Source organism: Methylocella silvestris (assembly GCF_002891535.1).
Taxonomy (GTDB): domain Bacteria; phylum Pseudomonadota; class Alphaproteobacteria; order Rhizobiales; family Beijerinckiaceae; genus Methylocapsa; species Methylocapsa silvestris_A.
The window spans coordinates 1-20,049 of sequence record NZ_PDZR01000037.1; the positions used below are offsets into that span (position 1 = coordinate 1).

21 protein-coding genes are annotated in these 20,049 nt (G+C 64.6%); 13 read left to right on the plus strand and 8 right to left on the minus strand.

Annotated features, from left to right (window positions below; all coding sequences use genetic code 11):
- Positions 1-223, minus strand: a 223-nt coding sequence (locus CR492_RS19305; protein WP_146030341.1) for a cation:dicarboxylate symporter family transporter, incomplete at its 3' end; no start/stop codon positions are given.
- Positions 224-471: 248 nt separating this feature from the next.
- Between CR492_RS19305 and uvrA the strand changes: the two genes are divergently transcribed.
- From uvrA to CR492_RS19345, 8 genes are all read left to right on the plus strand, one after another.
- The gene (gene uvrA / locus CR492_RS19310) at positions 472-3,540 is read left to right on the plus strand and encodes an excinuclease ABC subunit UvrA (RefSeq protein ID WP_180982633.1); all 3,069 of its coding nucleotides are present in this window, start codon (positions 472-474) and stop codon (positions 3,538-3,540) included.
- Between the two features lie 6 nt (positions 3,541-3,546).
- On the plus strand, positions 3,547-4,458 hold the full coding sequence (locus CR492_RS19315; protein ID WP_102845356.1) for a class I SAM-dependent methyltransferase: 912 nt from the start codon (positions 3,547-3,549) through the stop codon (positions 4,456-4,458).
- Complete coding sequence (locus CR492_RS19320; RefSeq protein WP_102845357.1) at positions 4,455-5,210, plus strand: pseudouridine synthase; 756 nt, start codon at positions 4,455-4,457, stop codon at positions 5,208-5,210. Before CR492_RS19315 ends, CR492_RS19320 begins: the two co-directional genes overlap by 4 nt.
- 114 nt (positions 5,211-5,324) lie before the next feature.
- A complete protein-coding gene (gene ubiE / locus CR492_RS19325) occupies positions 5,325-6,074 on the plus strand; it encodes a bifunctional demethylmenaquinone methyltransferase/2-methoxy-6-polyprenyl-1,4-benzoquinol methylase UbiE (RefSeq protein WP_102845372.1) in 750 nt (249 codons plus the stop codon).
- A 28-nt stretch (positions 6,075-6,102) separates the two neighbouring features.
- The gene (ubiB, locus tag CR492_RS19330) at positions 6,103-7,680 is read left to right on the plus strand and encodes a 2-polyprenylphenol 6-hydroxylase (protein WP_102845358.1); all 1,578 of its coding nucleotides are present in this window, start codon (positions 6,103-6,105) and stop codon (positions 7,678-7,680) included.
- 154 nt (positions 7,681-7,834) lie between these two features.
- Positions 7,835-9,100: a bifunctional phosphopantothenoylcysteine decarboxylase/phosphopantothenate--cysteine ligase CoaBC gene (coaBC, locus tag CR492_RS19335; RefSeq protein ID WP_102845359.1), complete on the plus strand. Its 1,266-nt coding sequence runs from the start codon at positions 7,835-7,837 to the stop codon at positions 9,098-9,100.
- On the plus strand, positions 9,097-9,579 hold the full coding sequence (gene dut / locus CR492_RS19340) for a dUTP diphosphatase (protein WP_180982634.1): 483 nt from the start codon (positions 9,097-9,099) through the stop codon (positions 9,577-9,579). Before coaBC ends, dut begins: the two co-directional genes overlap by 4 nt.
- The gene (locus CR492_RS19345) at positions 9,576-10,022 is read left to right on the plus strand and encodes an RrF2 family transcriptional regulator (RefSeq protein WP_102845360.1); all 447 of its coding nucleotides are present in this window, start codon (positions 9,576-9,578) and stop codon (positions 10,020-10,022) included. The genes dut and CR492_RS19345 overlap by 4 nt, the downstream gene beginning before the upstream one ends.
- Positions 10,023-10,026: 4 nt before the next feature.
- Here CR492_RS19345 and CR492_RS19350 read toward each other — a convergent pair whose 3' ends face one another.
- The 7 genes from CR492_RS19350 to CR492_RS20905 form a co-directional block, all read right to left on the minus strand.
- Positions 10,027-10,623, minus strand: coding sequence for a nitroreductase family protein (locus tag CR492_RS19350; protein WP_102845361.1), 597 nt, complete (start codon positions 10,621-10,623; stop codon positions 10,027-10,029).
- Between the two features lie 141 nt (positions 10,624-10,764).
- Positions 10,765-11,814 (minus strand): sulfate ABC transporter substrate-binding protein, encoded by a 1,050-nt coding sequence (locus CR492_RS19355; protein WP_102845362.1) that lies wholly within the window; start codon positions 11,812-11,814, stop codon positions 10,765-10,767.
- 195 nt (positions 11,815-12,009) lie between these two features.
- Positions 12,010-12,810, minus strand: coding sequence for a TOBE domain-containing protein (locus CR492_RS19360; protein WP_102845363.1), 801 nt, complete (start codon positions 12,808-12,810; stop codon positions 12,010-12,012).
- 81 nt (positions 12,811-12,891) lie between these two features.
- Positions 12,892-13,989 (minus strand): beta-N-acetylhexosaminidase, encoded by a 1,098-nt coding sequence (nagZ, locus tag CR492_RS19365; protein ID WP_102845364.1) that lies wholly within the window; start codon positions 13,987-13,989, stop codon positions 12,892-12,894.
- Between the two features lie 166 nt (positions 13,990-14,155).
- Positions 14,156-14,914 carry a CbtA family protein gene (locus tag CR492_RS19370; protein ID WP_102845365.1) on the minus strand — a complete coding sequence of 253 codons (759 nt, stop codon included), beginning with the start codon at positions 14,912-14,914 and terminating at the stop codon, positions 14,156-14,158.
- A gap of 95 nt (positions 14,915-15,009) precedes the next feature.
- Positions 15,010-15,219: a CbtB domain-containing protein gene (locus CR492_RS19375; protein WP_102845374.1), complete on the minus strand. Its 210-nt coding sequence runs from the start codon at positions 15,217-15,219 to the stop codon at positions 15,010-15,012.
- Positions 15,220-15,503: 284 nt separating this feature from the next.
- On the minus strand, positions 15,504-15,662 hold the full coding sequence (locus CR492_RS20905; protein ID WP_180982635.1) for a hypothetical protein: 159 nt from the start codon (positions 15,660-15,662) through the stop codon (positions 15,504-15,506).
- A 93-nt stretch (positions 15,663-15,755) separates the two neighbouring features.
- Between CR492_RS20905 and CR492_RS19380 the strand changes: the two genes are divergently transcribed.
- From CR492_RS19380 to CR492_RS19400, 5 genes are all read left to right on the plus strand, one after another.
- Complete coding sequence (locus tag CR492_RS19380) at positions 15,756-16,310, plus strand: hypothetical protein (RefSeq protein ID WP_102845366.1); 555 nt, start codon at positions 15,756-15,758, stop codon at positions 16,308-16,310.
- Between the two features lie 103 nt (positions 16,311-16,413).
- Positions 16,414-17,205: an NAD kinase gene (locus CR492_RS19385; RefSeq protein WP_102845367.1), complete on the plus strand. Its 792-nt coding sequence runs from the start codon at positions 16,414-16,416 to the stop codon at positions 17,203-17,205.
- Positions 17,206-17,229: 24 nt separating this feature from the next.
- Positions 17,230-17,826 carry an NUDIX domain-containing protein gene (locus CR492_RS19390; protein ID WP_102845368.1) on the plus strand — a complete coding sequence of 199 codons (597 nt, stop codon included), beginning with the start codon at positions 17,230-17,232 and terminating at the stop codon, positions 17,824-17,826.
- A 12-nt stretch (positions 17,827-17,838) separates the two neighbouring features.
- Positions 17,839-19,188, plus strand: coding sequence for an MFS transporter (locus CR492_RS19395; RefSeq protein WP_102845369.1), 1,350 nt, complete (start codon positions 17,839-17,841; stop codon positions 19,186-19,188).
- A gap of 23 nt (positions 19,189-19,211) precedes the next feature.
- The gene (locus CR492_RS19400; protein ID WP_245412184.1) at positions 19,212-19,907 is read left to right on the plus strand and encodes an aldolase/citrate lyase family protein; all 696 of its coding nucleotides are present in this window, start codon (positions 19,212-19,214) and stop codon (positions 19,905-19,907) included.
- The last annotated feature ends 142 nt before the right edge of the window (positions 19,908-20,049 follow it).

Consider the following 20,049-nt stretch of genomic DNA (forward strand, 5'->3'; position numbering starts at 1 on the left):
TGCCGGCGACGACCGTGCAGAAAATGATCGGCGCGATCAGCATCTTGATGAGTTTGATGAAGCCGTCGCCGAGCGCCTTCACCCATGGCGCGGTCGCATATTCCGGCCAGAGCCAGCCAAACAGGGCGCCGACAAGGATGCCAAACAAAACCTGCACATAGAGGATTTTGTAGAACGGTTTCGCGGGAGCGCTCGGCTCCGCGCCTGCCAATACCGCGACCATCATATCCTCCCTTTTTTCTTCTTTTGGTCTTTTTCCGGCGCGGCCGGGCGCTGCGCTTTGCGGTAAGCTTTCAGGATTTGGCTAAATTGCAATGGCAAAATGCGCGAAGGCCGCTAAATTAGCAGGAGGGCGCATCCTGCCGCACAAAGCTTTCGCCAAAACTCTTCCGCGCAATTTTCCGCGCGCGAGGCGGCCCGGCTCTCGGCCGCGCTTGCGCTTGACCTTTGCTCACAGTCAGACCGGAATTCATGACGTCATCCAAGCTGCCCGCCGGCAAAAATGCAGGGCCGGTTTCGCGCAAGTCCGCGCCGCAGGCGCGCGCGCCCAAATCGCCCGATAAGGAATCGCCCGACAAAAAAGCGGCGAAGCCCAAGATGACCGCGCCGACACAGGCAAAGCCGGCCAAATCGCCGCCGGCTGCTGTCGTGAGCGCCCTCGCAGCGCCCGGCCGGTGCATCGTTGTGCGCGGCGCGCGCGAGCACAATCTCAAAAACGTCGATCTCACGATCCCGCGCGATCAGCTCGTCGTCTTCACCGGCCTTTCGGGCTCGGGCAAATCCTCGCTCGCCTTTGACACCATCTATGCCGAGGGCCAGCGCCGCTATGTCGAATCGCTGTCGGCCTATGCGCGCCAGTTTCTGGAGATGATGCAAAAGCCCGACGTCGATCAGATCGACGGGCTGTCGCCGGCGATCTCCATCGAGCAGAAGACGACCTCGAAAAATCCGCGCTCGACCGTCGGCACCGTCACCGAGATCTACGACTATATGCGGCTCTTGTTCGCGCGCGTCGGCATTCCCTATTCGCCGGCGACCGGCCTGCCGATCGAGAGCCAGACGGTCAGCCAGATGGTTGACCGCGTCATCGCTTTGCCGGAGCGCACGCGGCTTTATCTGCTGGCGCCGGTGGTGCGCGGGCGGAAAGGCGAATATCGCAAGGAAATCGCCGAATTCATGAAGCGCGGCTTTCAGCGCCTCAAGATCGACGGGCAGTTCTACGAGATCGCCGACGCGCCGCCGCTCGACAAGAAATTCAAGCATGACATCGACGTCGTGGTCGACCGCATCGCCGTGCGCCCCGATATCACGCCGCGCCTCGCCGACAGTTTCGAGACGGCGCTGGAGCTCGCCGACGGCATCGCCATCGCCGAATATGCCGATGAGCGCGACGAAAAAGGCGAGGCGAAACGCGTCACCTTCTCGGCCAAATTCGCCTGTCCCGTGTCCGGCTTCACCATCCCCGAGATCGAGCCCCGGCTGTTCTCCTTCAACAATCCGTTCGGCGCCTGTCCGCATTGCGGCGGCCTCGGCTTTGAACAGACGGTCGATCCCGAACTGATCGTCCCCGACCCGAAACTTACCCTGCGCAAGGGCGCGATCGCGCCCTGGGCGCGCTCAAGCTCGCCCTATTACATGCAGACGCTGGAAGCGCTGGCGAAACACTTCAAGTTCCGTCTCGACGCGCGCTTCGATTCCCTGGCCCAAGAGATCCGGGACATGCTGTTCTACGGCTCGGGCAAGGAGGCGGTGCGCTTCGTCTATGAGGACGGCTATCGCTCGCATGAGACGAACAAGCCCTTCGAAGGCGTCATCCGCAATCTCGAACGGCGCTATCGCGAAACCGAAAGCGAATGGTCGCGCGAAGAGATCGGCCGCTATATGACGGCGACGCCCTGCAGCGTCTGCCATGGCGCGCGGCTGCGTCCCGAGGCCCTCGCGGTCAAGATCGAGGGTCTCCATATCGGCGACGTCACCGCCTTTTCGGTGCGCGCCGCGAGCCTATGGTTCGAGACGCTTGCGGAAAAGCTCGACCCGAAACGGCGCGAGATCGCCGCCCGCATCCTGAAGGAGATCCGCGAGCGGCTTTCCTTCCTGATCGACGTCGGGCTCGACTATCTGACGCTCGGGCGAGGCGCCGGCACGCTGTCGGGCGGCGAGAGCCAGCGCATCCGGCTCGCCTCGCAGATCGGCTCGGGGCTGACCGGCGTGCTCTATGTGCTGGACGAGCCCTCGATCGGCCTGCATCAGCGCGACAATGCGCGGCTGCTCGAAACGCTGCGGCGCCTGCGCGACCTCGGCAACAGCGTGATCGTCGTCGAACATGACGAGGATGCGATTTTGACGGCAGATCATGTCGTCGACGTCGGCCCGGGCGCAGGCGTCCATGGCGGCGAGATCGTCGCGCAGGGAACGCCCGCCGAGATTCTCGCCAATCCGCATTCGCTGACGGGGCAATATCTCACCGGCGCGCGTGAGGTCGCCCCCTACCGCCAGCGCCGCAAATTCGATCGCGCCCGCACGCTCGACATCGTCAAGGCAAGCGGCAACAATCTGAAAAACGTCTCGACCTCGATCCCGCTCGGCCTCTTTACCTGCATCACCGGCGTTTCGGGCGGGGGCAAGTCGACGCTGGTCGTCGACACGCTCTACAAGGCGGTCGCGCGAAAACTCAACGGTGCGGCCGAGCATCCGGCCCCGCATGAGCGCATCGACGGGCTCGAACACCTCGACAAGGTGATCGACATCGACCAGTCGCCGATCGGCCGCACGCCGCGCTCGAACCCGGCCACCTATACCGGCGCCTTCACGCCGATCCGCGAATGGTTCGCCGGCCTGCCCGAGGCGAAGGCGCGCGGCTATCAGCCGGGGCGCTTCTCCTTCAACGTCAAGGGCGGCCGCTGCGAGGCCTGCCAGGGCGACGGCGTCATCAAGATCGAGATGCATTTTTTGCCGGACGTCTATGTCACCTGCGACGTCTGCAAGGGCAAGCGCTACGACCGCGAGACGCTGGAGGTGAAATACCGCCACAAATCGATCGCCGACGTGCTCGACATGACCGTCGAGGAAGCGGCCGATCTGTTCAAGGCGGCGCCCTCGATCCGCGAGAAAATGGCGACGCTGGCGCGCGTCGGCCTCGGCTATATCAAGGTCGGCCAGCAAGCCACAACGCTGTCCGGCGGCGAAGCTCAACGCGTAAAACTCGCCAAGGAGCTGTCGAAACGCTCGACCGGGCGAACGCTCTATATTCTCGACGAGCCGACGACCGGGCTGCATTTCCATGACGTCGCCAAGCTGCTGCAGGTGCTGCAGGAGCTGGTCGATCAAGGCAACACCATCGTCGTCATCGAGCATAATCTCGAAGTCGTCAAAACCGCCGATTGGGTAATCGACCTTGGCCCGGAAGGGGGCGACGGCGGCGGCGAGATCGTCGCCGAGGGAACGCCGGAGCAGATCGCCAAGGCCAAGGGCAGCTACACCGGCAAATTTTTGCGCGAGATGTTGGCGCGCCGCCCGACTAGCGCGCGGGCGGCGGAATAACAGCCCATGACAGTGGAAAACAGGGAAGGCGTGTTCGGCGCGCTGCCCTCCGACCTTGCCGCCGGGGGCGAAGGCGCGATCCAGTTCTCGCCCCTTATTCCCGGCGCGGCGGCGCTCGAAGATCAGCTTGAGGCCTCGCTGGACGCCATGACCATGCTCGCGCCGCCTGGCGCGCTGGAGCGCCGCCGCGCGCTGGCGCTGGCGTTGCGAGCGCTGGCGCCGGGCGCGCCGCTCATCGCTATGGCGCCGAAGGACAAGGGCGGCGCCCGCCTCAAATCCGAGCTGGAAGGGTTCGGCTGCGCGGTCGAGGAAAGCTCAAAACGCCATCACCGCATCTGCCGCGCCGGGCGCCCCGCAAAACCTGAGGGGCTGGACCAAGCGATCGAAGAGGGCGCGCCGCGGTTTTGCGACGATATCGGCCTGTGGTCGGAGCCCGGAATCTTCAGCTGGAATCGCATCGACCCCGGCAGCCAGCTTCTCGCCGACGCCCTCCCCGCGCTGAAGGGCGAGGGCGCGGACCTCGGCTGTGGCGTCGGTTTTTTGGCGCGGCGCATCCTTGCCTCGCCGAAGATCGCAACGCTTCATTTGATCGACATCGACCGCCGCGCGATCGCCGCCGCCCGGCGCAACATCGACGATCCGCGCGCAGCAATCAGCTGGGCCGACGCGCGCGAGAGCGGCCTCAAAAATCTCGATTTCGTCGTGACCAATCCGCCCTTCCATGACGCCGGCGAAGAGGATCGCACGCTGGGACAGGCCTTCATCCGGCAGGCGGCTGCGATGCTACGCAAAGGGGGCGCGCTGTGGCTCGTCGCCAACCGCCATCTGCCCTATGAAGGCGCGCTGAAGCCTTTGTTCCGCGAGTTCGCGCCAAAAATCGAGGCGTCCGGCTATAAAATTTTCGAAGCCATAAAATGACCGGCCCCGGCGACAAAGTCCTCATGTTGCGGCTCGACCGGCTGCTCGCCAATCTCGGCTACGGCACGCGCACGCAGATGCAGGCGATGGCGCGCGCCGGGCGCATAAAACTCGATGGCGCGGCGCTGCGCGATCCCGCGTTGCGCGTGGCGGCGACGCCGGAATTTTGCGGCCGCCTCAGCGTCAACGGCGAAGCGCTCGACCCTCCGCCGGGCATGGTCATCGCGCTCAACAAGCCCTGCGGCGTCACCTGTTCGCGCAAGGAGGCGGGGCCACTCGTCTATGATCTCTTGCCGCCGCGGTTCCGCCTGCGCGAGCCGGCTCTGTCGACGGTCGGGCGACTCGACAAGGAAACCTCCGGCCTGTTGCTCATCACCGATGACGGCGCCTTCCTGCACCGGATCATTTCCCCGAAAAACCACGTCGTGAAACGCTACCGCGCCAGCCTTGCGCGGCCCTTGCGCGGGGATGAGGGCGAGATCTTCGCCTCGGGCGAGATGATGCTGGAGGGCGAAGACAAGCCGCTTGCACCCGCTGCGCTCAAAATCATCTCGCCGACAGAGGCCGAAGTCGGCGTCACGGAAGGGCGCTACCATCAGGTCCGGCGCATGTTCGCGGCGCTCGGCAATCATGTCGAGGCGCTGCACCGGGCTGCGCTCGGCGACTTCGCGCTGCCGGACGATTTTTTGCCCGGCGCCTATTTGCTGCTGCGCGTCGCCGAGGCGGAGGCGAGGATCCGGGGGGGCGCGTAGCACGGGCGGTCAATCATGCAGGCGGGCCCCGCATAGCCAGCGCCGCCGCGAGCGGCTATGGTCGGCGAATCCAAAACCCGCCCCGCCCGGCGCTCGCCGCACCCGAAGAAACCCATGTCCGAACAGACGCATTTCGGCTTTTCCCGCATCGATCTGAAAGACAAGCAGGCGCGCGTCGACGATGTCTTTCACAAGGTCGCCTCGCGCTATGACCTCATGAACGATCTGATGTCGGCCGGCCTGCATCGGCTCTGGAAGGATATTTTCGCTTCAAAGGTGCGGCCGTCGCGCGGCGCGCCTTATCGCTGCCTCGACGTCGCCGGCGGCACCGGCGACATCGCCTTCCGCATCGCTGAGGCGGGAACGCCGGCGACGGAGATCGTCGTCCTCGACATCAACGCCGACATGCTGGAAGTCGGCCGCGCCCGCGCCGCCAAGCGCCGGTTTGAAGCGCGGCTCGAATTCGTGCAGGCCAACGCCGAAGATCTGCCCTTCGAGGACAATAGCTTCGACGCCTATACGATCGCCTTCGGCATTCGTAATGTGCCGCGCATCGAACGCGCGCTCAGCGAGGCGCGCCGCGTGCTGAAGCGCGGCGGCCGCTTCCTCTGCCTCGAATTTTCCCATGTCGATTTGCCGTTGTTCGACAGGCTCTACAAGGCCTATTCCTTCGCCGCCATTCCCCGCCTTGGCAAGCTCGTGACGGGAGACGAAGAATCTTATCGCTACCTCGTCGAATCGATCGAGCGGTTCCCCGAGGCCGAGGCGTTTCGCCAGATGATCGCGCGGGCCGGATTCGACCGCGCCGACTTCACCCGGCTGACGGGCGGCGCGGTCGCCATTCACAGCGGCTGGAAGCTTTGAGGCAGGTTTTCGCAGCGGCGGCGCGCGGATGCTGACCTCCCTCGGCTCCCTTTTCCGGCTGGCGCGGGCCGGATTCGTGCTGGCGAGAGCCGGCGTGTTCAGCGACGTCGACCCCGCGATCGCTCCGGCCCCGGCCCGTCTGCCGCTGGCCTTCGCCAAGCTTCTCGCGCGTCCCGCGGCGCGGCGCGGCGGGCGTTCCGGCCTCAATAATCTGCCGGCCGCCTTTACCGCGCTCGGGCCGTCCTACGTCAAGCTCGGCCAGTTTCTCGCGACGCGGCCCGACGTCGTCGGCGCGGATGTCGTGCGCTCGCTGGAATCGCTGCAGGACCGCATGGCGCCGTTTCCGCGCGACGTTGCGATCGCAACGATCGAGCGGGCGTTCGGGCGCCCCCTCGCCGAGACTTTCGTTTTCCTCAGCGAGCCGGTCGCCGCCGCCTCCATCGCGCAGGTGCATCGCGGACGGATCAAAACCGGCGAGGGCGAGCGCGACGTCGCCGTCAAGGTGCTGCGGCCTGGCGTCGAGCGGCGCTTTCGCCGCGATCTTGGCGACATGTATGTCGCCGCCCGCCTTGCCGAACGTTTTGCGCCGGACGCGCGCCGGCTGAAGCCTGTCGAAGTGATCAACACCCTGGCGCGCTCCGTCAAGATGGAGATGGATTTCCGGCTTGAGGCCGCCGCCGCGTCGGAATTTGCCGAAAATGTCGCAAAAGACGATGATTTCCGCGTGCCGAAAGTCGATTGGGATTTGACGGCAAAAGAGGTGCTGACCCTCGAATGGGTCGATGGACTTCCCCTGTCGGACATCGCCGCCCTCGCTGCGCGCGGCGATGATCTGCAAAGGCTGGGGCGCATCGTCATCCAGTCCTTTTTGCGCCATGCGATGCGCGACGGGTTTTTCCATGCCGACATGCATCCGGGCAATCTGTTCGTGGATGCGGAGCAGCGATTGGTCGCGGTCGATTTCGGCATCATGGGCCGGCTCGACTTCAAGGAGCGCCGCTTTCTGGCGGAGATTCTCTACGGCTTCATCGAGCGCGACTATCGCCGCGTCGCCGAAGTCCATTTCGAAGCGGGCTATGTGCCGCGCACGCACCGGGTCGAGGATTTCGCGCAGGCGATCCGCGCCATCGGCGAGCCGATCCATGCGCGCACCGCCGACCAGATCTCGATGGCGAAGCTGCTGACGCTTCTATTTGAAATCACCGGCCTGTTCGACATGAAGACGCGCACGGAGCTGGTGCTTTTGCAAAAAACAATGGTGGTGGTCGAGGGCGTCGGCCGCACGCTCGACCCCAAGCTCAACATGTGGGCGACAGCCGAGCCCGTGGTGCGCAGCTGGATCGAACAAAATCTTGGACCCGCCGGAAAGCTTCAGGACGCGGGCCAGGCGGCGCGGGCGCTCGGCAAATTCGCCGCCGCTTTGCCGGAGACGCTGATTCGCGCCGAAAATATTCTGCTTCGCCTCGAGGACGCCGCCGAAGAAGGACTGGCATTCTCAGATCAGGCGATCGAGCGCTTCGGCGAGGCGGCGGCGCGCAGCGCGCGGCTTGGCCATATCGCCCTCTGGGTCATCGCCGGGGCCGCCCTGCTGCTGCTTTTGCGCTAGCTTTGCCTTTTTCCGCGCGCCCCGCGTGAAGAATTCTACCCCTTTGCGGAATTCTTCTCGTCCGTTAGTAATAGAAAAAACAGCCCCGGTCGGTGCAATATCCGGTTGGAGCAAATATAAAGGCGCAGCGCCTGCCCGGGGGAAATTCGGCCGCATGAGCGGAGTGTCGGAAAAACGCATCCTTCTCATTATCGGCGGGGGCATTGCGGCCTATAAGACGCTCGATTTGATCCGCCGCCTCCGCGAGCGGAACATCAAGACGCGCGCCGTCATGACCGTCGCGGCGCAGCAATTCATCGCCCCGCTCTCCGTCGCAAGCCTCACCGGCGATCAGGTGTTTACCGATCTGTTCTCGCTGACCGACGAGGCGACGATGGGACATATCGAGCTTTCGCGTGACGCGGACCTCATTGTCGTCGCCCCCGCCACCGCCGGGCTTCTCGCCAAGATGGCGCAGGGTCTTGCCGACGATCTCGCCTCGACCGTTCTGCTCGCGACCGACAAAAAGATTCTCGTCGCCCCGGCGATGAATCTGCGCATGTGGCTCGCGAGCCCGACCGTGCGCAACGTCGAAACGTTGCGCGGCGACGGCGTGCGATTCGTCGGGCCGGAAGACGGCGAGATGGCCTGCGGCGAATATGGCCCGGGCCGCATGAGCGAGCCGCTCGACATCGCCGCCGCCATCGAGGAGACGCTGGCCGGGGAGACAACACTCGCCCTGCCGCGCGATTTCCGCCCGCCCGCCGCCGCGAAAAAGCGGGCGCTTGCGGGGCGGCGCGTCGTCATAACCTCGGGACCGACCCATGAGCCGATCGACCCGGTGCGCTTCATCGCCAATCGCTCCTCCGGCAAGCAGGGCCATGCGATCGCCGCCGCCGCGCGCGAGGCGGGCGCCGAAGTGACGCTCGTCTCCGGTCCTGTCGCACTGCCGGATCCGGCGGGCGTCACCACAGTCCATGTCGAGACCGCGCGCGAAATGCAGGCGGCGGTCGAAGCCAGCCTGCCGGCCGATATTTTTATCGCCGCCGCCGCCGTCGCCGATTGGCGCGTCGCCGAGCCGGCCGCGCGCAAGCTGAAGAAGGGCTCCGGCGCCGCCGCGACGTTGGCGCTCGTTGAAAATCCCGACATCCTCGCCGGCGTAGGGCGGCGCGAGCGCGACCGGCCTGCCCTCGTCGTTGGTTTTGCCGCCGAAACCAATCGATTGGTCGACTATGCGCAGACCAAACGGCTCGCCAAGGGATGCGATCTTATCGTCGCCAATCATGTCGGCGAAGGCTCGAAAGTGTTTGGCGGGCCGCGCAACGAGGTCACTTTGATCTCCAGCGAGGGCGTCGAGGCCTGGCCCAGTCTCGACAAGCGTGAGCTTGCCGCCCGCCTCATCAGCGTGATCGCCGAACGTCTGGCCAGGGCGACCCGATGAGCGAACCGCTGCAGATCGGCATAAAGCGCCTGCCGCATGGAGCGGATCTGCCGCTGCCCGCCTATCAGAGCGCTGGCGCGGCCGGCCTCGATCTTCTCGCCGCCATCGCGCCGGGATCAAAACTGACGCTGGCGCCCGGCGAGCGGCGCCTCGTGCCAACCGGCCTCGTCCTGCAGATTCCCTCCTCGCACGAGGGTCAGCTGCGGCCGCGCTCCGGCCTTGCCCTGAAGGCCGGGGTCACGGTGCTGAACGCGCCCGGCACGATCGATTCCGATTACCGCGGCGAGGTCGGCGTCCTGCTCATCAATTTCGGCGCGGAGCCGTTCGAGATCGCGCGCGGCGAACGCATCGCGCAGCTCGTCATCGCGCCGGTGACGCGCGCCGTGCTGGTCGAAACCGAGGGGCTCGAGGCGACCGCGCGCGGCGCCGGCGGATTTGGCTCGACCGGAGCAGCCGCGTTCGGGGAAACGCGGCGATGATCGTGCTGTCGCATCGCGCGCTGCTGGCCCTTGCCGCCGTCGCCGACATCGCGATCCATTCGCGCCCGCTCCCCGTCGCGGCAAAAGCGCTCGCCGCGCGGCTCGAGCTGCCGCCGCGCCATCTCGAAACGCTGCTGCAGGCCTTGGTGCGCGCCAACATATTGAAAGGGTTGCGCGGGCCGCGCGGCGGCTATGAGCTCGCCCGGGAAAGGCGGAAAATCACCGCCGGCGCGGTGCTGCGCGCGGTCCTCAGCGACGCCGCCGGTCAAGACGAGCCGGAGGACTCCAAGCTGGTCAGCAAGGTGATCGCTCCGATGGTTGAGAAGGCCGGGGCGGCCTTTTTGGCTGAGCTCGACACGATCACGATCGAGGACGTGTGCCGCCGCGCCGACGAACTCCATCTTTATCGTGACGCGGGACCGGGATCGGACTTTGCGATCTGACGCTTCAGCTGCGCGGAAAAGGGCCGGCGAAGACGAATTCGGTCTGGGAATTGCGGCCGCTCGGCGTCTCGCGCGCCTGCAAATTCTCCGGCAGGATCGATTTATCGGCCAGCTTGCCGATGGCGATCGCCGCCTCGGGCCTGAAATCCTCCGGCATATTAAGTTCGAGGGCCGAACGGGGAACGTCGAAGCCGCCCATGGCGTGCGTCACATAGCCGAGCTTATGCGCCTGCAGGGCGAAGAAGCCCCAGGCCGTCCCGGCGTCAAAGGAATGGCTGCGCGATTCGACCGGTTCGGTCTTGCCCGGCGGCACGAAGGTTTTCTTTGAAGCGATGATCAGAAGCGCGGAGGCGTTTTTGGCCCAGAGCTGATTGCCCCCGGCGAGCAGCCCCAGGAAAGTAGCGAACTCCGGCGTCTCGCGCAGCGCATAAAAGAACCGCCACGGCTGCGTATTCGACGACGAAGGCGCCCAGCGCGCCGCCTCGAAGATTGTGCGCAGATCGGCTTCCGGCATCGGCTCGCCGGTGAGCGCGCGCGGCGACCAGCGATCTTTGAAAATGGCGTCGACCGGATAATCGGGCCTGCGCGGATTGGTGGTCATCAGAGCGCTCCGTCAGAGCTGGCGCCAACGGGGCGCGGGCCGCGGCGCGAAACCCTTTGCCGGGCGCGCCGCGGGCCTCTTGTATCGGAAACGCCGAAGCCTTTTCAAGCAAGCGGCGGCCGAGCTTTGTTGCGGCGAGGCTTATTGCCCGGCGTAGATCTGATCGAACACGCCGCCGTCGGCGAAAAAGCGCGCCTGAGCCGCCTTCCAGCCGCCAAAATCGCCGTCGATCGTCACCAGCGGAATTTTGGCGAGGCGCGCCAGATCCTTGGGATCGGCCGCCTCGGGCGACACGGGATGATAATAATTCTTGGCGATCAGCGCCTGCGCCTTCGGCGTATAGAGGAAATCGAGATAGGCCTCGGCAACCTTGCGGGTCTTCTTGGCGTCCACATTGGCGTCGACGAGGGCGACCGGAGGCTCCGCCAGGATCGAAATCGAAGGAACCACAATATCGAACTGGTCCTTGCCGAATTCTTCCGAGGCGAGAAAGGCGTCATTCTCCCACGAGATCAGCACGTCGCCCTGTCCGCGCTGGGCGAAGCTGATCGTCGAGCCGCGCGCGCCGGTGTCGAGCACCGGCGTATTCTTGTAGAGCGCGCGGATGAAATCACGGACCTTGGCCTCGTCGCCGCCGAATTTCTTGTTGGCGTAGCCCCATGCGGCGAGGAAATTCCAGCGTGCGCCGCCCGACGTCTTCGGATTGGGCGTGATGACCGAGATGCCTGGCTTTACCAGATCGTCCCAATCCTTGATCTGTTTCGGATTGCCCTTGCGGACCAGAAGCACGATCGTTGAGGTATAGGGCGTGGAATTATGCGGCAGGCGCTTTTGCCAATCGGCGGGAAGCTTGCCGCTCTTGGCGGCGATGGCGTCGATGTCGGCGGCGAGCGCCAGCGTGACCACATCGGCGGGCAAGCCATCGATCACGGCGCGCGCCTGCGCGCCCGAGCCGGCATGGGACGAGCGCACCTCGATCGCCTCGCCCGTCTTCGCCTTCCAATCGGCGGCGAAGGCTTCGTTGATCCCCCGGTAAAGCTCTCTGGTCGGATCATAGGAGACGTTCAGGAGTTCCTGCGCGGCCTGCGCGGGCTGCACGAAGGAAGAACCGCCAAGGTAGTGAGCGGCGGGCGCCGCGAGGGCGACCAGGGCGCCGATGGCGGCGAGACGAAGGGGATTGGCCCGGGACATGGCAGTGCTCCATTGCTTTGTACAGTGTTTCTATAGACTGAATGTACAAAGTCAAGGCGCTGCTTGTGCTGCCGGCCCCCTCGAGCAAAACCCGAGCTGACTGGAACAGTCTTTTTGCTCTAATTGTTTCAACGCTGGTCCGAAGCCTTCCGCGTTTCGGCGGATGAGCATGTCTCGTTCAGATCGGAAAGCGCTCTAATCGCTCGCCAAAATCACATTGGAGCTGAGGAAGATCGCGCAGACTTCCGCGCCTTTGTGAACGCCGGCGGCGTCGGCGCTCTCGGTCGTCATGATCGAGGTCATGGTCTTGCCCCGGCCTATGTCCACCACGACTTCCGCCTCCGAACCACCCTCGAAGCGGTCGAGCACGCGGCCAGGGATCTTGTTGCGCGCCGAGACGCGCAGCGCCTGGGCGGCGGGAGCCAGCATCACCGAGCTCGCGTTGACAAGGGCGAGCACGGATTTTTCGGGAACAAGGCTCAGTTCAACGACGCTGGCGTTGGTGACGATCGCCGAGATGACGACGCCCGGCGACACCTGAAGGATGACCTCGACATTGACCGGCGCAGGCTTGATTTCGATGATCGAGCAGTGCAGCGCATTGCGGGCGCTGAGCTTCATCGTCAGCATCAGAAAGGAAAAGTCGTCGGTTTCAAGACCTTCCGTCGCAATCGCCGAGGAGATCTGGCCGAGTTTCGCCTCAAGCCGCCGGAAAGTCGACAGCAGGCGGCGCCCTTCCGGCGTCACCTCGACGCCGCCGCCTTTGGGGCCGCCCGTATGGGTAATGAAGGCCTGCCGCGGCAGCAGATTATTGATGGCGTTGACGGCGTCCCACGCGGTTTTGTAGCTGAAGCCGGCGATTTCCGCGGCCTTGGTGATGCTGCCATAGGCGATCACCGCTTCAAGGAGGGTGACGCGTTCGCGCCCCACAAGCAGTTTGCCGTTTGCCCGCAGGGCAAGCAACGTATCGATCTCTCCCGGCCGCACGCGAGGCATTTTTTCTCCTCTTGCGCGTAGCCTGCCCCAAACCTCGCTTCTAAACAACCGAAATGCGCGGCGCCGGTCAAAAGGCCCGCCTCAGATCACCTCAACCGTCGCTGCCGAAAACAAGGCTCCCGCGGCGCGATGCGTCACGAACGACGAATCGGGCAGAAGCTGGACCTGATGCAGCGGCGTCTTGGCCAGCATAGCGGCGATGCGCGCCTTGGAGCGCGCCAGCACGACCGGATCGAGCCGCCCCTCGTTGCGCGCAGCGACGATGGCGCGGGCGAAATCGCGGGCGCGATCGGCCTGCGTGAAAGCGGCGCAGACCATCAGCATGTCAGACCCCGCGGCGATGAGACGTGCGGCGGCGGCCGGATCGTCGAAAAATCCTTTCATCGCCGCCATGCCGATATCGTCCGAAACGACGACCCCCTTGAAGCCAAGCTCCTGGCGCAAAATCTCGGTCAGGAACCGGCGCGACAGGGTGACAGGCGCATCGGGATCGATGAGCGGAAAGGAAATATGCGAGCTCATCAGCATGCGAACGCCGGCGCCGATCGCCGCCGCGAAAGGCCGTAATTCGCGCTGGCGCAATTCGTCGAGACTTGCCGGCTGCGAGGGCAGGCCGCGATGCGAATCGACATGCGTGTCGCCATGTCCGGGAAAATGCTTGCCGCAGGCAAGCACGCCCTGCTTCTGCATGGCCCGCATGAAGGGCAGCGACGCCGCGATGACTTCATCGGGCGTCGAGCCGAACGCGCGTTCGCCGATCACCGGATTGGCGGGATTGGTGTGGATGTCGAGAACAGGCGCGAAATTAAGGTTGAAGCCAAGGCTTGCAAGTTCGCGCCCCATCGCCCGGCCGACGCTGGCGGCGCTCTGCGCCCAGTGCGCCGCATAGGCATAGCGCGTCATCGGCTCCGGCGTGCGGCACACCCGGCCGCCCTCATGGTCGATGGAGATAAAAAGGTTCGGCCGCGCCGCGGCCGCCCGGATCTCCTCGATCAGCCGCAGATGGCTGGCGAGCCACCCCTCATAGGGCAGGTCGTGACGAAAATTGCTCTTGAACAGGACGACGCCGGCGGGCCGAAGGTCTTGCAGCAGCGCGCGGTCGCGATCATCGAGGACCGGAGTCGGCCGCAGCCCGATGAAGAAATGGTCGCCTACGGAATCGATTGATGCGGCGCCCATCCCTTCCCCTTCGAATCACATCGTTCCCGCCAACTTTAAGCATGAACGCCGATGCGATTGCAGAGGTTTCGATCGCAAATTGCCCGGCAAGCGGCGCGACACAATCGCAGCGCGGCAGGCGAGCCAGCGCCGCCGCCGCGCAATCCGAAGGCTGCCTGGCGCCGCACTACCGCGCGAGCGGTTGCGCCGCATTGAGATCGCGGCGCGCGCGGCTGAAATCAAGCTCCGCGAGCGGAGCGGCCAAAGCGCCGAAGACCAGCGCAAGAACCGTCCAAAGCGTCAGCTGGGCGCCGAAAGAGGCGAGCCGGAACCGCCACAAAAGATCGGCGGGAAAATTATCCGGGACCTCATTGACCGCCGGCAGCGCGAAAGCCATGACGGCGACCGCCGCAAGAACCAGCCCGACGCAGGCGAGGCCGCCCGGCCATGCGCCAAGGCGCCGCGCCAGAGGGGCCCGCAGCATTGCGGCGACGATCATCGCCAGCGCCGAGGAAAAGACCATCGTGAAATAGAGCGCGGTGCGGGCGCCGATCGTCTCCGGCAGTCCGACGGCCGGCGGATTGGGCGGATATTTCAATCCGGGAATGAGGGTGACCGACAGAAAGCCGGCGAGCGCCAGCAGCGCCGTCACGGCGCGCGGATCGAGCGCGCCGACGCGGCCGTTGGCAAGCGCGAAAGCCAGCGCGAACAGCCCGCCGAGCCCGGCGCCGAAGACGACCGAGGCGGTGACGAGGCCGATGCTGCGCTGGACGGCGCGGCTGACGATCTCGGGCTCTTCCGGTTCGCCGGCGGCTTGCGCCACGGCGCCTTCGAAAGCGATCGCGCGATCAACCGAGGGTTCGCCCGCAAAAAAAGCGAAACTGGCGGAGAGGAGCCCCGCGACGATGCCCGCAAGCATCCCCCGCCATAAAATTTGTCCAACCATCAACGCCTCCTAAGCATCCTGCTGCTAACCGAGCGAGCTGACGCCACGGCGCCACGCAAAATCCGCCCGATTTAGGTTTGGAGTCGGCTTAAGGCCTAATGGCAGGGAAAGCCCATCAGATGCCGGCCGTCATGAACGAATTCATGGATGAAATGGCCGGGGATGAGTGAAGTCGCGCCTTCCTCGGCGCCGACAAAATAGATGAGCAGCAGGCTGAGAAGGCCGCCGAATACGAGCCAGGGCAGGATCTCCCGAATCGGGATCGGAACGGGCCGGGATACGGGGGCGGCTGTTATGTGGCTCATGGCGAGGCTCCTCGGGATTTCGCGTCCCATTGCGTTGGCCGGGTCTCCTGAAGGAAGGTCTGGCTCACGCGCTTTGGCCGTTTGGCTGACGCGCGCTGACAGTGGCGCGACCGCGGCGGGATTTCACCGCCTTCTTCGCATCAAGAGCAGCTTGAGCGTATGACCGCGCAACAGTCGTGTCAACGGCGCGCCGCCTCACCCCGCAAGAGTCGCCGCAGATGATCGGCCGGCCGCCATGTCGCGGCAACGGGACGACGCGGGGAGCGCGGGCGTTCGCCCGCGCCTCAGGGGCCGCCCACCTGCCGGTCAGCGCGCGGGCGCCAGGCAAGATCGTCGGACGCCACATAGATCGCCGCAGCCGCGAGAAACAGCACGGCGCCGATCCAGAACAAGGGCGAGTGGTGGATGCGCCGCCAATCCGGACCCGCGCGCTCTCTTTTCATAAATGTTCCCCTCTGCAGCATTAGCCTGCGCCAATCCGCGCAACCCTCTATCCTCCGCATCCGTTCTGCAATGGTTCAAGGCAAGAGATCGCCATGCCCTGTGAAAAAATCATGCTGATCCGCCACGCCGAGCGGCCGAGCGCGGACAAAAAATTCCGCGGCGTCTCGATCGAGGGCCGCAAGGACAGAGAATCCCTTACCGTGCGCGGCTGGCAGCGCGCCGGAGCGCTCGTGCGGTTATTTGCGCCGAGCGAGGGTCATTTCGCCGGCTCCGCGCTGGCGCGGCCTCAGGCGCTCTACGCCTGCAAGGCCGACGCGCGCGACCCCAGCCTCAGGCCGCAGATGACATTGCTGCCCATGGCGGAATGGCTTGGCGCTCCGCTCAACCGCGATTTCTATCACGGCCAGGAAGACGCCCTCGTCGAATGCGTCCGCGCCGGCGCCGGCCCGGCGCTGATCGCCTGGAAGCACGACGCTATGCATCTCATCGCCAATGAGATCTTGGGCGACGACACAATCGCGCCGCAACATTGGCCCTATGAGCGCTATGATGTCGTCTGGGTATTCGATCGCACCGCCACGAGCTGGACATTTTCCCAGCTCCCCGAGCTGCTTCTGGCGGGAGACCGAGCGGAGCCAATCCTGTAGACGCCCCCCCCCGAGATCGGCCTCCGTTGGCCAGACCGCCATGGCTCCGCTTTACGCCGCGCCGTGCTTGCGGCTATGTCAAAGCTCGTTTCCGGAGCAAAAAATGGCCGTTGTCGTAAAGGCCGAACGTCATCTCGACAGAATCGCCTTTCTCTGCACGCCGACCGTGGAGGGGATGGCGGCGCGCGAGGCGCTGGACGCGCGTTACGAACACGTCGCGGCCGAGGAGGCCGACGTTATCGTCGCGCTCGGCGGCGATGGATTCATGTTGCAAACGCTGCATCGCTTCATGGGCACGGGCAAGCCGATCTATGGCATGAACCGCGGATCGGTCGGTTTTCTCATGAATGATTTCTCGGTCTTCAACCTGCCGGAACGTCTCGCCGTCGCCGAAGCCTCGATCGTCCATCCCCTGGAGATGGAGGTGACCGACCGCGACGGCGCGTCCTCGCGCGCGCGCGCGATCAACGAGGTGTCGCTGCTGCGGCAATCTTATCAGGCCGCCAAGATGCGCATTTCGATCGACGGCCAGGAGCGGCTCGATCAGCTCGCGGGCGATGGCGTGCTTGTCGCGACGCCGGTCGGATCGACAGCCTATAATCTTTCGGCGCATGGCCCGATTCTGCCGCTCGATGCGCCCATGCTGGCGCTGACCCCGCTTTCGGCGTTCCGCCCGCGCGGGTGGCGCGGCGCGCTGCTGCCCGATCGCGCCAGGGTCACGATCGACATTCTTGAGGCTGAAAAGCGGCCGGTCTCCGCCGTCGCCGATCATTTCGAGCTGCGCCATGTCCGCCAGGTTTCCGTCGCCATGGATCACGAGACCGATCTCATCCTGCTGCACGATCCCGGTCATTCGCTGAACGAGCGGATTTTGCGCGAGCAATTCGGATATTGACGCCGCAAACTCGGATTGGGCCAGATGAAAGAACGCCTTCGCATTGTCGCGCGCAAGATCATCGCGAAGGGCTATGGCGCGCTGGAGCGCCTGACGCTCGACTATCGGCGCCGCGACGGGAGCCTGCAGAGGCTGGAGCGCGAACTCTATGACACCGGCGACGGCGCGGCGATCCTCCTCTACGATCCGGCGCGCGGCACAGTCGTCCTCGTGCGCCAGTTCCGCATTCCCGCCTACATCAAGGAAGGCCGCGACAGCCTGATCGAGGTTTGCGCCGGCAGGCTCGAAGGCGCAGATCCGCAAACGCGGATCGTCGCCGAGGCTGAGGAGGAGACGGGCTTTCGGGTGCGCAACGCGCGCCGTCTGTTCGAGGGCTACTCCAGCCCCGGCGGATTTTGCGAGAAGCTCACCTATTTCGCCGCGGAATATGCCGCAACTGACCGCGTCGGCGACGGCGGCGGACTGGCGCATGAAGGCGAGGACATCGAGGTTCTCGAATTGCCGCTGGAGACGGCTCTCGCGATGATTTTCAGCGGGGAGATCGTCGATTCGAAAACCATTCTGCTGTTGCAATATGCGCGACTCGCTGGCCTGATGGAGACAAAGCAAAGCGCCTCTTGAGGAAGGCGGACGATGAGCGAGGAATTGCCTTCAAGGACCGGCGCCGCGGCAGTCATCCTGCCCGCCTCCGACGGATTTGACGCCGCCGACGTCTTCAATCGATCGAAGGCCGTGCTCACAGGCTCGCTCGGCAATCTGATCGAATGGTATGACATCTATGCCTATTCGGCGTTTTCGCTTTATTTTGCGGGCGCTTTCTTCCCGCAAACGGACCCCGTCGCGCAGCAATTGGCGGCCGCATCGCTGTTCGCGGCGGCCTTTTTCGTGCGCCCGCTCGGCAGCGCCCTGTTTGGCTATTATGCCGACCGGTATGGGCGGCGCAACGCGCTGACCGCCGCGGTCCTGCTGATGTGTTTTGGCTCGCTGTTGATCGCGGCGACGCCAACCTATGCTTCGATCGGCGTCGGCGCGCCAATCATGCTCGCCGTCGCAAGGCTCCTGCAAAGTCTTAGCCAGGGCGGCGAATATGGATCGGGCGCCACCTATCTCAGCGAGGTCGCCCATCCGGATCGGCGCGGCTTTTATTCGGGCATCTGGTATGTGACGCTGATCGGCGGTCAGCTCCTGGCAATTCTGGTCTTGTTGGCCTTGCAAAAGCTATTTCTGACGCCGGACCAGCTGAAAGCGTGGGGCTGGCGCATCCCCTTCATCATCGGCGCGCTGTTGTCGATCTTCGCCTTCATCATCCGCCGCGACATGCCTGAGACGGAGCTGTTTAAGGCGGCGGAGCCAGCAATCAGGCTCGAAAACCCATGGCGGCTTTTTCTGCGCAACTGGAAGGCGGTCGCCCTTGTCGTTGGCATCACGGTGGGCGGCACATCGGCCTTCTACACCTACACCACCTATATGCAGAAGTTTCTGAAGCTGTCCGTCGGCCTTAATGATTCGGAAACGACATTGGTGACCGCGGGCACGCTCATCTTCGCGCTGATCCTGCAGCCGATCTATGGCGCGATCTCGGACAAGGTCGGCAGACGACCGATGCTGATCGCTTTCGGCGTGCTCGGGACGCTTGGCACGGTGCCGTTGCTCACGACATTGCAGCACACGAAAAGTCCGCTCGCAGCCTTTCTGCTGATCTGCGTCGCCTGGGCGATTGTCAGCGGCTACACATCCATTGCGGCGATCGTCAAGGCCGAGTTGTTTCCAACCGCGATTCGCGCCATGGGGGTTGGCATCCCCTATGCGCTGACCGTCGCAATTTTCGGCGGTTCGATTGATTCAGTCGCCCTCGCGTTCAAGAATGCCGGCTTCGAAGCGGGCTTCTTCTGGTACGCGACTGCGCTGATTTTCATCTCGTTGATCTGCTACATCTTCATGAAAGACATGAAGACGCATTCGAAGATGGAGCAGTCGGTCTGACGCCCGCCCGCATCCGGTCGCTGCTGTTCGTCGCGGCCGCCGACGATAGAGCCGTTGACGAAGCGTTTCAAAGCGGCGCCGACGCGCTGTGTTTCGCTGCCGCAGGCGAAAGCGCGCCTAGCTTCAAAAAAATGGCGGCCAAGATCGCCGCCGTCCGCCAGCAAGTGGCTGCGCCGCTCATCTTCATCTCAATTCCGGCCCTGGACGATCATTCGATCGAGGCGCGCCTCGACGTCATCGCCCCTTTGGCGCCTGACGGACTCGTGCTGCAAAATTGTGGCAGCGGCCGCGCGGTCCGCCGACTGGGGGCGCTGCTCGCGGTCAAGGAGGCAGAAACCGGCATCGCCGAGGGTTCGACACGCATCATCGCCCTGGCGGCGGGAACGGCCGCCTCGATTTTCGAGCTAGGAACATTTGCGAAGGCAGGGCGGCGTTTGATCGCGCTCGCATGGGACGCCGAGAGGCTGGCGGCTTGTCTTGGCGTCGAGGAAGCGGTCGCGACCGAGGCGAATGCTTCAGCCGCTCCGACGGCGCTCGCGCGAAATCTGCTGTCGTTCGCGGCGCGCGCGGCGAAGGTCATGGCGCTTGATCGCGCTCCGCCGGGCGCTGATGTCGAACGCCTGCGGCGCTCCTGCGAAGCGTCCCGGCGAGACGGATTTGGCGGTAAATGGACGAGCGACTCAAAGGCGATCGCGATCATCAACGCTTTATTCGCGTGACCATGCTTAGCCGCGCGAAAGCCCGGCTTTTTGGGCCGGGTTTGTGATGTTTTGGGGATGGTTTGGTGATTGAGGCTTGTTGTTTGCTTTGTGTTTTGCAGGCCTGGCGGCGACCTACTCTCCCAGGTCTTGAGACATAGTA

Excerpts from the sequence above, each read along its gene's own strand:
- ubiB (WP_102845358.1), top strand. The coding sequence starts at position 6,103 with ATGCTGACCTCCCTCGGCTCCCTTTTCCGGCTGGCGCGGGCCGGATTC.
- CR492_RS19390 (WP_102845368.1), top strand. The coding sequence starts at position 17,230 with ATGAAAGAACGCCTTCGCATTGTCGCGCGCAAGATCATCGCGAAGGGC.
- CR492_RS19360 (WP_102845363.1), bottom strand. The coding sequence starts at position 12,810 with ATGCCTCGCGTGCGGCCGGGAGAGATCGATACGTTGCTTGCCCTGCGG.
- CR492_RS20905 (WP_180982635.1), bottom strand. The coding sequence starts at position 15,662 with ATGAAAAGAGAGCGCGCGGGTCCGGATTGGCGGCGCATCCACCACTCG.
- ubiE (WP_102845372.1), top strand. The coding sequence starts at position 5,325 with ATGTCCGAACAGACGCATTTCGGCTTTTCCCGCATCGATCTGAAAGAC.
- CR492_RS19380 (WP_102845366.1), top strand. The coding sequence starts at position 15,756 with ATGCCCTGTGAAAAAATCATGCTGATCCGCCACGCCGAGCGGCCGAGC.
- dut (WP_180982634.1), top strand. The coding sequence starts at position 9,097 with ATGAGCGAACCGCTGCAGATCGGCATAAAGCGCCTGCCGCATGGAGCG.
- CR492_RS19355 (WP_102845362.1), bottom strand. The coding sequence starts at position 11,814 with ATGTCCCGGGCCAATCCCCTTCGTCTCGCCGCCATCGGCGCCCTGGTC.
- CR492_RS19375 (WP_102845374.1), bottom strand. The coding sequence starts at position 15,219 with ATGAGCCACATAACAGCCGCCCCCGTATCCCGGCCCGTTCCGATCCCG.
- uvrA (WP_180982633.1), top strand. The coding sequence starts at position 472 with ATGACGTCATCCAAGCTGCCCGCCGGCAAAAATGCAGGGCCGGTTTCG.
- CR492_RS19370 (WP_102845365.1), bottom strand. The coding sequence starts at position 14,914 with ATGGTTGGACAAATTTTATGGCGGGGGATGCTTGCGGGCATCGTCGCG.
- CR492_RS19315 (WP_102845356.1), top strand. The coding sequence starts at position 3,547 with ATGACAGTGGAAAACAGGGAAGGCGTGTTCGGCGCGCTGCCCTCCGAC.
- CR492_RS19350 (WP_102845361.1), bottom strand. The coding sequence starts at position 10,623 with ATGACCACCAATCCGCGCAGGCCCGATTATCCGGTCGACGCCATTTTC.
- CR492_RS19320 (WP_102845357.1), top strand. The coding sequence starts at position 4,455 with ATGACCGGCCCCGGCGACAAAGTCCTCATGTTGCGGCTCGACCGGCTG.
- CR492_RS19395 (WP_102845369.1), top strand. The coding sequence starts at position 17,839 with ATGAGCGAGGAATTGCCTTCAAGGACCGGCGCCGCGGCAGTCATCCTG.
- coaBC (WP_102845359.1), top strand. The coding sequence starts at position 7,835 with ATGAGCGGAGTGTCGGAAAAACGCATCCTTCTCATTATCGGCGGGGGC.
- CR492_RS19345 (WP_102845360.1), top strand. The coding sequence starts at position 9,576 with ATGATCGTGCTGTCGCATCGCGCGCTGCTGGCCCTTGCCGCCGTCGCC.
- CR492_RS19385 (WP_102845367.1), top strand. The coding sequence starts at position 16,414 with ATGGCCGTTGTCGTAAAGGCCGAACGTCATCTCGACAGAATCGCCTTT.
- nagZ (WP_102845364.1), bottom strand. The coding sequence starts at position 13,989 with ATGGGCGCCGCATCAATCGATTCCGTAGGCGACCATTTCTTCATCGGG.